At 41.9% G+C, this 13,080-nt stretch carries 7 protein-coding genes; 2 read left to right on the top strand and 5 right to left on the bottom strand.

Annotated elements, in window-relative coordinates; genetic code table 11:
• Positions 1–94: 94 nt before the first annotated feature.
• The 5 genes from WC743_RS00775 to WC743_RS00755 form a co-directional block, all read right to left on the bottom strand.
• Positions 95–1,453 carry a Gfo/Idh/MocA family protein gene (locus WC743_RS00775; RefSeq protein ID WP_373009805.1) on the bottom strand — a complete coding sequence of 453 codons (1,359 nt, stop codon included), beginning with the start codon at positions 1,451–1,453 and terminating at the stop codon, positions 95–97.
• Between the two features lie 8 nt (positions 1,454–1,461).
• Positions 1,462–2,232 (bottom strand): DUF1080 domain-containing protein, encoded by a 771-nt coding sequence (locus WC743_RS00770; protein ID WP_373009804.1) that lies wholly within the window; start codon positions 2,230–2,232, stop codon positions 1,462–1,464.
• A 118-nt stretch (positions 2,233–2,350) separates the two neighbouring features.
• Entirely contained in the window at positions 2,351–3,436 is a 1,086-nt protein-coding gene (locus WC743_RS00765) for a 1,4-beta-xylanase (RefSeq protein ID WP_373009803.1), read from the bottom strand.
• 331 nt (positions 3,437–3,767) lie between these two features.
• Positions 3,768–5,432 carry a RagB/SusD family nutrient uptake outer membrane protein gene (locus tag WC743_RS00760; RefSeq protein ID WP_373009802.1) on the bottom strand — a complete coding sequence of 555 codons (1,665 nt, stop codon included), beginning with the start codon at positions 5,430–5,432 and terminating at the stop codon, positions 3,768–3,770.
• Positions 5,433–5,442: 10 nt separating this feature from the next.
• Positions 5,443–8,463, bottom strand: a complete 3,021-nt coding sequence (locus WC743_RS00755; RefSeq protein WP_373009801.1) for a SusC/RagA family TonB-linked outer membrane protein — start codon at positions 8,461–8,463, stop codon at positions 5,443–5,445.
• A gap of 565 nt (positions 8,464–9,028) precedes the next feature.
• Here WC743_RS00755 and WC743_RS00750 point away from each other — a divergent pair.
• Positions 9,029–12,190, top strand: a complete 3,162-nt coding sequence (locus WC743_RS00750; protein ID WP_373009800.1) for a two-component regulator propeller domain-containing protein — start codon at positions 9,029–9,031, stop codon at positions 12,188–12,190.
• Between the two features lie 2 nt (positions 12,191–12,192).
• On the top strand, positions 12,193–12,969 hold the full coding sequence (locus tag WC743_RS00745) for a response regulator (RefSeq protein ID WP_373009799.1): 777 nt from the start codon (positions 12,193–12,195) through the stop codon (positions 12,967–12,969).
• Positions 12,970–13,080 lie beyond the last annotated feature (111 nt).

Genomic DNA, 13,080 nt, shown 5'->3' with positions numbered 1-13,080 from the left:
CCGTTATTATAGTTCATCTCTTATCATTAAAAATGCACAAAAAGAGATATGAGCTATCCAAAAGCAAACCAACAGAATATAAAAACTATTTTTTTTAATATTTAAATACCTTTCCATTAACCATCACTTCTTGCCTGAGATCATCAAATGTAGCTTTCCCGCCAGTATGTACGGCTGCATTGCACATGATATTTGCAATGGAATGATGATAGCCAGCTTCAACTGGTGCGTTAGGTTCATTACGGCTGCGGATACATTCCAGCCAGTTGCGCATATGGTTTGAACTTAACACATCTGCACCGGTATTGGCCGACGCTACAGCCTGCAGGGTTGGCACCGCTAACTTAATTTCCGGAAGCAGGTTTGGTGGCATTTTCATGGCAGCGGCTGCCTTCGGGCCAAGCCCTCCCTGAGGAGATACGGTGTTTGTAATCAGGTTGAGTTCGCCCCCGTTTGAGTAGTAGATCTCTGCCGGCTTTTCTTCACCGTTGTGCATCCGGGAGGTGAATACTACCTGAAAACCTTTGGTCATATCGTCTAGTGGCCCGTAATCAAAAACCGCTGTAGTGGTATCCCAGTTACGACGGCCATCTTTCCATTGGTAAATGCCGCCGTTCGCCGTTACGCTGCGCGGATGCGGGAGACCGGTAAACCAGTGCACGGTATCAATTTGATGACTCATCCATTGTCCCGGCATACCAGATGAATACGGCCAGAAAAGCCGGTACTCCAGGTATATTCTCGGATTAAACGGCTCATAGGGGCGGTTTAATAAAAACCGTTTCCAATCGGTATCTTCTTCCTTCAACCTGTCTACGAGGTCGGGGCGGCGCCAACGCCCTGGTTGGTTTACATTCCAGCTTAATTCAACCATGGTAATATCGCCAAATTTACCCTGTTTGATAAAGTCGGCGGCGGCCTGGTAATTTTGACCGCTACGGCGTTGCGACCCTATTTGCAAAATTTGTTTTGATGACCGTACGGCTTTTAATGCCGCGCGGTTGTCATCCATTGTTTCAGCGAAAGGTTTTTCGCAATACACATCTTTTTTGTTGGTTACAGCTTCAATTGCATGTGAAGCATGGGCAAAGTCAGGCGAACTGATAATTACCGCGTCGAGATCCTTTAAAGCGTAAAGCTCATCGTTGTTCCTGCAGGGCGTAATATCATGGCCAATTTTGCTTTTGATATGATCGACACCTAAAGCCCGGCGATAGTTCCACAGATCAGAAAGGGCGACAATATCAAAATTCAACTCTTTGTTATGGTTCAAAAAGCATGGGAACAGTGTATCTTTAAATCTGTCAGAAAAACCCACTACACCAACCCTTACCCTATCATTGGCACCAATTATACCGGCATAACTTTTTGCAGACATGCCGAGCGTTCCTGCATAGGTGCCTGCCGCTACAATTGCTGTTTTTTTAATAAAATCCCTTCTTGACTCTTCCATGGCGGCTGTTACTTAAGTTCTTTGATTCTGATGTTTTTGTACGAAACAGTATTGCCGTGATCCTGCAGCAGAATATGGCCTTTATCGGCCTGGCCAAAGTCTTTCCAGTTTTTATATTTACTAATGGCTACCAGGTCCTTAAATTCCTTTGATCCACGCTCATATTCTATCACCTTAACCCCGTTTAGCCAGTGTTCAACGTGGTTATTAGGGTACACCCTAATCTCTCCCGAGTTCCACTCACCGATAGGTTTAATAACAGAAGCAGGTTTATTAGAAGGGATCAGGTCGTAAAGGGAAGCCAGCTTTCGGTCGCCAGCTTTGCCCAATTTAGCATCGGGGTGGCGGTCATCATCTAATACCTGGTACTCCAGACCAATGCCTGATTTCTCGGTTTTTTCCTGTTCGGTTACAAAATACTTTACACCGCTGTTAGCGCCATCAGTTAACTTAAAATCAAACTTTAATATAAAGGCCGAATATTCTTTAATCGTCACAATGTCGCCGCCTGATCCTTCTTCCTTACCGTTTGATGCTTTCACGGTCAGTATCCCATCCTTCATTTCCCAGCCCTTATCAGGGAAGTGCTCTTTAAATATAGCACGCCAACCGGCAGCGTCTTTGCCATTCCAAAGCAACTTGAAACCATCTTTGCGCTCACCCGGGCTAAGATTATTTACCCCGGCCGGTGATTTTTTTGAATCATTGGTTTGTGCATATGCTATGTTAACTGCTAAAACTGCTGCTAAGGCAGCGGAGATCAATCTGTATTTTTTCATCAACTTTGAAATTGGTAGTTATTTTATTTGTTTTATATCGCCCGGGGTACTGAATAATAAATTCATACCTTCCGGTTAAATGTTTCGTCTGATTCAATACTATCCGTCAGTGGATAGCTTATTGTTTAGCATCCGTCAGTTTCTTAATCAAATCTGTCTCCTCTTTTTTGTAAGGTGTTCCATCTGCTTTTAATATTTCATGAAACCATACCCCGGGTTCTCCACCATCTTTCATTGGGGTATCCCAGGCATATTTGGTATTGGTTTTTCCATCAACAAATCCCCAGTTTATAGCCACTACATTTTGTTTTTTAAGAACCGGTAAAGTATTTATAAAAGTGCTGTTACGGGTACGGGCCATATATTCGGTACAAACCAGTGGTTTGCCAAAAAACTTTAGAATCTCAATGGTACGCAAATGTCTTTCGGGGTCATCATAGCAATGGTATGAAATCACATCTGAGTTGGCTAACTGAAACCTGTTGAGTTCATTAAATTTGTCGCTCCAGTTCCAAAGACCCGCAGTAATGGGTTGGTCAGGATTTACTTCGCGAGCCCAGGTAAAGGTTTTAATCAGTAACGGAAGACTGCTGCCTATTTTACCGCTGTTTCCCGGCTCGTTGTAAAGGTCCCAAAGTAGTATGCGTTTATCATGCGCAAAAGTTTTTAATATATCTTTTACATAAATTTCCAACGCCGGGTAAGTCGAGGTTTCTTTATAGGCAGGGTCGCCCGGATCCTGCATCCAGCCCGAATTGTGTATGCCTAACTTTCTCTCCGGCTGTTTGCCCACTTGCGGAACTTTATTCCAGCAATCGTCAAAAAAAACAAACATTGGCTTAATATGATGTTTTTCTGCAATTGATAGAAATTGATTGACTCGCGTTTTAAAGCCTGCCGGATCTGCTTTATAAGCCAGGCTATGTAAAAACACCCGCATGGTGTTCATTCCAATCCCTTCTGCCCATCCCAGTTCTTTATCAATGGCACCCGCGTCAAAAGTGTCAGCCTGCCACATTTCCAACTGGTTTATAGCGCCGGCCGGTATATAGTTAGCGCCAACCAGCCAAGGCTGTTTCTTATACCATTCGTTCGCTTTTTCGGTTGACCATACTTTGCCCGGATCTATTATTTTAACCTGGGCAAAAGTGGCCGCCGTTAAAGTTAGGCCCGCAATAATTAAGGTAAGTAGTTTAAGTTTCATAAAAGTTTATTGTGTGCTGCAAAAAACAACTGACGGTATTACTAGTAAAATGATTTACAGTACGGATTATTATTTGGCTTTGTTACACACCAAAGTAAACCAATGGAATTTGTAAAATCTGTTCAATTTTTTGCCGATTTGTCTCTATTAATAAAATGTGAACGGGGCTCAGGGCGTCATACGATCAGAAATAAAAAGCTGTTAGCGTATAAATGGCGTTCTCAATCTTTTCAGTTTATTTATTAGGAGTTTGTATTCAATTGAGCGGGTAAAGACAACATACGCATCGCTGCGTATGCTGTCTTTTAGAGTTTGCTATTGTGCAGGTTAATTAATATCCCGGATTTTGAGTTAGTTCTCCTGTATTGTTGCGCTCAATTTCTGACTGCGGGATAGGCCACAGATTGTATAACGGAAGAGCGTCGCTATAATACGGGTTATAACGCTTTACGCGATCATACCATAATCCTAACCGCATCAGGGTAAGTCGTCTTTTTTCTTCATAACCTAATTCGCGCAACCTTTCATCCAGGATATAGTCTATATTAATGCTTGCCGGAGCGACAGGTTTGGCATTAGAACGTGCCCTTACAATATTAATATCGGCAGCTGCCGCGGCAAAGTTATCCAACTTCATATAAGCCTCGGCCCTGATAAAGTATGTTTCTGCAAGCCTGACCATGTATTGATCAAGGTAAGTACCACCGGCCGTAGATTTTAACAAGCCGTTAGTAGCATTTGCGATTAGGCCAAGCGGATGGCCGCCCGGGGTGGTACATTTGGCTTGATAAGCATAAAACTGCCTGGACGGAACGGTAAGACCAGCTATTGGTGCCTGGGTTGAAATAACCTTTCCATAAGATGATGAGGCAGGATTAGTTGCCGTAAAATTTCTTACAAAATTGATATTGGCATTGCGGATATCGTTGTTAAAGTCGCTTGCCCATATCTCGTCGCTAAAGTGTTTGGTTGAGATGGCCCAGCCAATTCCGCGTCCACCTGTCAAATCATTCATCGGCCACAGGAAGGGATTTGGATTAGGTGATGTAATCAGAGACAGATTTGGCCCGCAATGACGTTCAAGAAGGTAGTTGCCGGCCATTCCCGTTGATGCGGCAGAGCCGCCCGGAACATCGGTTTCAAGCTGTATGACCCATAGGCCTTCGAAATTCCCACCCGTTTTCCGGTTTTGATTGCCCGGCTGAAAAAGATCCCAGTATACATTTCCAGTGGCTACATTTGCTTTGGCGCCAAACCTCGAAGTCATAAGGTGCACGTTTGGATCGGTAATTACTTTAGTCGCGGCATCAACCGCGTTTTGATACTGCCCCGCCGCCAGATAAACTTCTGCTAATACGTGGCCAGCAACCTGACTGTTTATTTCGCCATCCAAAACCGTATTGATAGAGGGCAGATTGGCAACAGCAAATTTCAAATCGTCAATACTTTGAGCATAAACAGCTTCTTTAGTAGCTCTTGTAAAGTCTGTTTTAGGGCTGGTGACTTCTTCGACAATCAATGGTACCCCTCCAAACAGATACGCCAGTGAGCGATAGGCAAATCCCCGGAAAAACCGGGCCTTTGCAATTACGAGCATCTTTTCCGCATCAGTCATAGTTGAGGTGGGCGCACGGCTGATAATGGCATTTGCTTCAGAGATGATCTTATAAAAGGCAGACCAATGTGTACCCGGAATACTTCCGGTAGGTCCATAAGCGGATATCATAGGGGTATGCCGGGCTGTTGCCGGCTGCCCGTCATAAACAATATCGCACCCATACATGTAATCAAAAGGGAAGTTCTCATCCCGGGTATAAAACTCTACGCGTACAACCCTATAAAGATCGTTAGCGGCAATGTTGAAATCCGCATAAGTTGCATATGCATTTGAGCCGCTTAAAAAATCCAGCGGTTTTTCATCCAAAAATGACTTTTTGCATGAAAAAGTGGAGATAAGGATAAGCAGTAAAATGGTTTGGAAAAATATCTTCTTCATAATATTTGAATTATAGCGTCATGTTAAGTCCGATTGAATAACTAAGCAGCAATGGGCGTCCGTTAACGGTGAGGCCACCGTTGGCTATTTCAGGATCCCATCCCTCCCATTTGGTCCAAGTGTATAAATTTTTGCCGCTGGCAAAAACATTTAAGTTCTGTAAATGAAGGCGTTTGATAAACTGACCGGGCACTTTATAAGACAGCGTTACATCCTGCAGCCTAACAAAGCTGCGGCTAAAATATTGCGATGGGTTAATAGTTGGAGAGTTGGTATACATCGGGTATTTGCCGTTAGGATTGCCCGGGTTCCAGAAATTGATACCGCTCATATAATTCCACCGCACCGAGTTATCATTTAACTGTAGTGAAGGTGAGTTGTTACCCAGATAACCATTTGTGCCGCCCTGTACAGCGTTAAGGAATACATTGAGGCTGAAATTTTTATAGGCAAATGAGTTGAGGAAGCTAAAACGGAAGGCAGGGTCCGCACTACCCAGTATGGTACGGTCATCTGTATTGATTTTTCCGTCGCCATTAATGTCGAGTACACGCAGGTTGCCGGTATAAAAACCTGCAGGCGGCGTTTCGCCAACCTGGTAGATACCGTTAGTGCGGTATCCGTAAACAGCGTTAATAGACCTGCCAATAAACAAGTTGCTGGAGACAAGATCACCGGTGCCCAGCAGGCTGATTATTTTGTTTACATTTCTTGAAAAGGCAAAGGTGGTGTTCCATGCAAATGCTTTCCCCGAGATATTTTTTGATGTAAGCGATATTTCAAAGCCCTTATTTGAAATTTCACCTACGTTTGTATTGATACTGCCGAAGCCTGTAATAGTTGGTATCTGTACGCTGAACAACAGATCCCTGGTATGCCGGTCATAATAATCCAGTGTGCCGGAAAGACGCCCCCTGAACAGGGAAAAATCAAGCCCTAAATTAGTTTCGAAGGTACGTTCCCACTTCAGGTTCGGATTGGCCAATGTAGATACGTATTGGCCATATTGTGTTGTACCGCCATCGCCGAACACGTAAGCAGGTTGAGTTGAAACCTGATCGAGTGAATAATAGCGGGCAGTTTGATTACCGGTTACACCGTAGGAAACACGAAGTTTACCATTGTCCAGCCATGGCAGATGCACAAATGGCTCGTCAGAAAATATCCAGCCCAAAGAGACCGACGGGAAAACAGCAAATTTATTGTTAGCCGCAAACCCTGAGTAACCATCGCGCCTTACAGTGGCAGTAAGCAAATACCGGCCATCATAAGCATAGTTGATGCGAGCCATTTGATAGTTAAGCGCTTCAGACCATGCATTTGAGGTAGTAAATTGATTAGTACCCAGGCTTAAATTGTTATAACCCAGTGTAAGACGGGTAAATCCGTTGGCCGATGCACCTGTAGCGTCGTCTTTACGCTGGACAGCACCATACAGTAATGTTGCTGTAACGCTATGATTTTTAAAGCTCTTATTATAAGTTAAGATATTATCTAAGGTATAATCATAATATTGCTCAGTGTTTTTATAGGCCGAACCGGTTAATCCCGCACCATAAATGCTGGCATAATAATGCTCATCTGTACGTGCATTATTGCCAAAATTAAGCCGGTAACTCAACCCTTTGAGAAATGGGAAATCAACCTGACTGTAAATATTTGCGAATAAAAAATTATGCCGCTCAAAATCATTTACATCAGAACTCATGAAAGGATTGGTTTGATTGGTATTAAAGGGATATGGATTTAAACTTCCATCAGGATTGTACGGCGTGTTTAATGGCGCAAACTGGTACAGATCAGATAAAGAAGGTTCCGCGCCATCGTTATTAACAAACGAGCCAAAGGCCTGCAGCCCCACCTTCAACCAGTTCTCCGGCTGAACTTCAATGTTTGCCCGTAGACTTTTGCGCTTAAACAGATCATTGATAATGTAGCCTGCCTGATTAGTGTACGCGCCTGACAAAAGATAGCTTACCTTGTCACTACTGCCGGAAACACTTAACTGGTTATCGTTAATAAATCCATTCTTTGTACCTTCCTTGTACCAGTTAAAATCCGTTGGCACCAGGTTATTGGACGCATCCCGCTGGGTACGTTCAACGTATAGCGCAAGATTAAAAGCAGGATCGGGGGTAGTATAATCTGGCGCCAGGAATGCTTTATTATAATACAAATTTCGCACATGTTCCAGGTATTCATCCCTTTCCATCGGGTGAGTATTGCCGGCCGGGTTTTGGGTAGCATAGGAAGTGGAAAAATTTATCCGGGGCTTATTTGAACCTTTGCGGCTGGTAATCAACATCACACCGTTGGCTGCCTGGGCGCCGTAAACAGCAGTAGAACTGGCATCTTTCAGGATATCTATTGACGCGATGTCGTCAGCATTAATAGAGCTCAGCGTATTATTATACTGAACACCATCTAAAATGATCAATACATTTCTATTGCCGCTGATGGTATTTTGTCCACGTATAGAAATTGAAGGTGTAGAACCTGATATGGTTACCGGCCCCACGTTCAACCCGGGAACTGTTCCCTGTAAATTTTGCACAATATTTGTATTCGGCGCATCACGGAAAGCATCCAGGTTCGCCCTTACAACAGCCCCTGTGATATACTGCCGCTTCTGTGTTCCGTAACCAACTACAACCACTTCGTTCAGGTTATTTTGAGTTGCTTTTAACGTGATATTGATGATCTGGTCACTGCCAACAGACTTTTCTTTTTCGTCGTATCCAACGAATGAAAAAACGAGCACTGCTTCGGCATTAGGCACATTAATTGTATACAAACCGTTTACATTTGTGGCAGTTGCGATGTTAGTCCCTTTAACTTTCACAGTAACTCCGGCTAAAGGTCCTCCGTCTTTATCATCAACTACTTTTCCTGTAATGCTAATGGCTGCAATTGTATTGCCATGTGCGAACAGGAGGTTCGTTCGGGGTTCAGCATGCTTATTGATGGTTTTACCTGCCGAACTACCTGGCAGGAAGAATAAAATAACTAACTGTAAAAATGTTAGTCTCATGATTTTTAAGAGTAGATCTTTGTGTCTCATAATTTTAATTTAGGTTATAATCACTTTGTAACACGCATAGGGCATTCCCGTCCTTTGTAGGTGCGTTTAAAACACTTAACTACAGAGGCTTTTTAACTCGGCCGGTATGTTGCATTATTGCCTGTTTGGTTGGGCTATATTTTTCTTCATTGGTTGGTTTGGTCTTAATGATCAATCAGTTTTGTCCCTTAAAAAGTTCCGCTTTTGCATTGCGTACAATATTTTTTTCATAAAACATTGTACGCCGCAAATAGCGATGATGGATCTGTGCTGAAGGAAGTTTTAGTAAAAGTTTATTCTTTGGTTTATTGCAGGTCAAAATAACCGAATGGCATCTGCATAATCTGTTCAACTTTTTGCCGATTTGTCTCAAATTACAAGTCACCACGTAACGCAATGCCCCGTAATGCGTTGATTATAAGTTGAGAACAAATAGTTTAGCTAAACTCACCCTTTTTTTAAAGTTAGAAATGGAGACTTTCGCCATACTGTTTATTTATATTTGGTTTAACTAATTATGCGCCTCTTCTATTATTTGTCTTTAGTAAGTCTAATGTGGCTGCTTGCCGTTTCATCTTCTTATGCGCAATATTATTTTAAACATTACCAGGTTGACGATGGATTGATACACAACTCCGTTACATGCGTAATACAGGACAGTAAAGGATTGATATGGATTGGGACCCGGGGAGGATTAAACCGTTTTGACGGCTACACATTCAAAACTTTCAAAAACAAAAACAACAAATTTGGCAACATTGGTAATAATATTATTACCGCTCTTGCAGAGGATAAAAATGGAATGCTATGGATTGGTACAGGGAAGGGCATTTTTAAGTATGATCCTTACAAAGAAGTTTTTACCGCGCTTGAAATTGCCCCACAAACATATATAAGCCATCTTTTAATAGATAGCAAAAATAAGTTATGGTTTGCGGCCAATTTTTCTCTATACAAGTATAATCAGGCAGATAAAAAGATCGAGAACCTGAAAATACAGGTAACGTGTATGGTCATTGACCGCAGTAAGAATTTATGGGTGGGAAATAACGACGGTGTCATCAGCATCTATAACCCACAAGGCAAATCAATTGCCAGCGTTAGGATAATTGACCAGGGCATTCCGGCAAGTTTGCGATCTATCAGCAAAATATTCCCTGTCAATGAAAACGAGGTATTGGTAGGGTGCTTTAAGCAGGGGCTAAAAAGTTATAATATTAAAACCGGCATAATCAAAACTTTATCCCTTCGTAATAATGATAATACCGACGTATATGTGCGTGATATTACTGCGGGCAATGATCAGGAATACTGGATAGCAACTGAATCAGGTATTTATATTTATAACTTATCTACCAACACAAGCCAACATCTGCGCAAATTGGCTGGCGACCCGTATTCTATAGCAGGTAATGCCGTTTATACAATATTTAAAGATAATCGTGGTGACATGTGGGCCGGCACCTTTTTTGGCGGGCTAAATTATTATTCAAAAGAGAATGCGCAATTTGAAAAATACTATCCGCTATCGGGCAGTAATTCTATATCGGGCGATGCCGTACGAGAGATTTGTTCTGATAACAAGGGCAACTTATGGATAGGTACGGAAGACGCCGGCATCAATAAACTTAACTTAAAAACCAAAAGATTTACCAATTATACCGCAACCGGGAAGAAAGGAGATGTATCTTATCCTAATATACACGGTTTACTGGCTTTAGGTAATCAGTTATTCATAGGTCCATTTTTTCATGGTATGGAAATAATGGACATACGCACCGGCTTAATAACTGAACGTTTTAAGCTCATTGGTGACAAGAAGGATAAGGTTAGTGACTTTGTTCTATGCATTTATCTTACAAGGGACAGCACCTTACTTATTGGTACGGCATACGGCGGTTCGGGCTTATTTAAGTACAACAGGAAGCTTAAAACATTTAGCCGGATTCAACAAATACCTTATAATTCGTATGTTTTTGCCATCAAAGAGGACGTTAAAGGGAATATCTGGACCGGTAGCGTAGACCAGGGGGCTTTTTATTATAACCCTAAAACCGGCCAACATGGTAACATCCGTTTTGGCGACACTGTTAAGAATAAAATCATTAACGAATTTGCGGTGCGTGGTATTCTGGAAGACAGTAATCACTTTATGTGGTTTGCCACAGAGGGTGGCTTAATAAAATTAGACCCGGACCTGAAAACAGTTAAAAAATTCACGACGGAACATGGGTTACCCACCAATACCGTATATTCCATTTTGGAAGATGATTCGAAACACTTATGGATCAGCTCGCTCAAAGGCCTGATCTGTCTTGATTTGCGTACCGAACAATTTAAGACTTATACCCGATCAAACGGCCTCATAACAGATCAATTTAATTATAATTCGGCTTACAAAGATGTTAATGGCAAAATGTACTTCGGATCTTTTAAGGGGATGATTGCTTTTAACCCAGCGGAATTTGATCAAAAAGATAGCTGCCCACCAACTTATATTACCGGGTTTCAAGTAAACGCCAAAGAGATAGTGCCTAACGACAAGGAGGGGCCACTCACCAAATCTATTTTATATACGGATACAATTGTAATGACCCACGATCAAAATAATTTCAGTATCGAGTTTGCAGCCTTGAATTATTCTTCGCCCAAGGTAACAAGGTATAAATATTTAATGAAGGGTTTAGACAAAGACTGGACATACCTTAACAGTAACCGCAACGCTTATTTTACAGGCCTGGCGGCTGGAAACTACACCTTTATAGTTCGGGCTGAAAGTAACATTGGCAGTTGGACCGGTAAAGAGCGGCGGCTCTTCATTAAAATTCTGCCGCCATTTTGGAAAAGCTATACTGCCTATTTTTTATACCTGCTGGTATCGTCTATCGGTCTGTTCCTATCAATCCGCTATTATCATCGGCACCTGGAGCGTAAAAATTTAATTAAACTCCAATTGTTTGAACATGAAAAAAAGAGGGAGATTTATGAAGCCAAAATTGAGTTTTTCACCAATATAGCGCATGAGATAAAAACACCTTTAACTTTAATTGCCGGCCCGGTTGAATGGCTCATTGAAAAAGCGAAGGGGCCTGACGTTAAAAGAAGTTTACTTATAGTGGATAAAAATGCCAAACGTTTAACTGAATTGACCAGCCAACTACTTGACTTTCGCAAAACCGAAATGAATCAGTTCGGCCTCAATTTTGTAAATACCAATATTACCAATTTGCTAATGGGGCAGATTGCCAACTTTAACCAGGAGGCCAAAAAGTGCAACATAAGTTTAAACACTGACATGCCTGACGCTCAATTGATCGCCTTTGTGGATAGGGATGCTTTGGTAAAAATATGTGGTAACCTTATCTCTAATGCCATTAAATACGCGGCATCTGAGGTGACAGTAAGCATCAAGGCATTTAACATCTCCGATAAAAATTTCTCGATCAGGTTCATAAACGATGGCAAGGGTATACCCGCTGAATTTAGCGAGCAAATATTCGAGCCTTTTTTCAGATTGCACGGTGATAACAAGGCCGGTACAGGCATTGGACTTTCACTGGCCAAATCTTTAACTGAATTGCATAACGGCTCGTTAAGTTTGGTTTCGGGAAATACTAACATGATCATTTTTGAATTAACTTTACCTGTGCATCAAAAATTTGAGTTTGAATTGGGCAGTTGGAAAAAAATAGACTAAGCATGAGCGAGAGGATATTAATTATTGACGATAACGAAGATATCCTGGATTTTTTATCAATCGTTTTGAGCCATACTTATAAACTGCATTTAGCCTTAAACGGCGAAATGGCTCAAAATATACTGGATAACGAAATGGTGGACCTGATTATATCAGACATTATGATGCCCGGAATTGATGGCTTCGAGCTTTGTGAACTCGTTAAGTCAAAGGTAGAATATTGCCACATTCCGGTGATATTGCTAACTTCTAAAAACACCTATAAAGCCCGTATTGAAGGCCTGGAGGTTGGTGCCGATATCTATATTGAAAAACCATTTTCTCCGGAGTTACTAAAATTGCAGATCGCCAACCTGCTTACCAACCGTTCTAAAATAAAAACCCATTTTGCAAGTTCACCCTTCGAAGATGTACGGGTGATGGCCCATTCGAAAACTGATGAAGCTTTCTTGAAAAAGCTGGACGAATACATTAAGAAAAACATAAAAGATCCGGATATGGATATCGATAGGTTGGCCGAACATATGAATATGAGCCGTCCTACTTTCTATCGCAAAATCAGCTCTCTTTCCTCATTATCACCCAAAGAACTGATCGACTTTACACGCCTTAAGAACGCCGCCCGGCTAATTGCGCAAAATGAATTTACATTGTTCGAGATTGCTAAAATGGTAGGTTACAGATCGCAAAGCCGGTTTAATAAAAATTTCCAGAGGTACTTTAATGTACCTCCTTTGGAATATATCAATTCGTTGCGCAAAAATATAGCGGATCAATAGTTCAGCTCAGCCTTTTTTTCTGTGTATTACAATTGAGTTTATCCTGCGTGAAATCATGAGTGCCACTTGGCCATTTTATCGATAAAAGCCCCTGGTTTTGGACAAAGAATG

It is taken from the genome of Mucilaginibacter sp. (assembly GCF_041660805.1).
In the GTDB taxonomy this organism is placed as follows: domain Bacteria; phylum Bacteroidota; class Bacteroidia; order Sphingobacteriales; family Sphingobacteriaceae; genus Mucilaginibacter.
The sequence above is the reverse complement of the archived record's forward strand: the minus strand, read 5'-3'. Positions and strand labels throughout refer to the sequence as shown.

Excerpts from the sequence above, each read along its gene's own strand:
- WC743_RS00755 (WP_373009801.1), bottom strand. The coding sequence starts at position 8,463 with ATGAGACTAACATTTTTACAGTTAGTTATTTTATTCTTCCTGCCAGGT.
- WC743_RS00770 (WP_373009804.1), bottom strand. The coding sequence starts at position 2,232 with ATGAAAAAATACAGATTGATCTCCGCTGCCTTAGCAGCAGTTTTAGCA.
- WC743_RS00760 (WP_373009802.1), bottom strand. The coding sequence starts at position 5,432 with ATGAAGAAGATATTTTTCCAAACCATTTTACTGCTTATCCTTATCTCC.
- WC743_RS00745 (WP_373009799.1), top strand. The coding sequence starts at position 12,193 with ATGAGCGAGAGGATATTAATTATTGACGATAACGAAGATATCCTGGAT.
- WC743_RS00765 (WP_373009803.1), bottom strand. The coding sequence starts at position 3,436 with ATGAAACTTAAACTACTTACCTTAATTATTGCGGGCCTAACTTTAACG.
- WC743_RS00775 (WP_373009805.1), bottom strand. The coding sequence starts at position 1,453 with ATGGAAGAGTCAAGAAGGGATTTTATTAAAAAAACAGCAATTGTAGCG.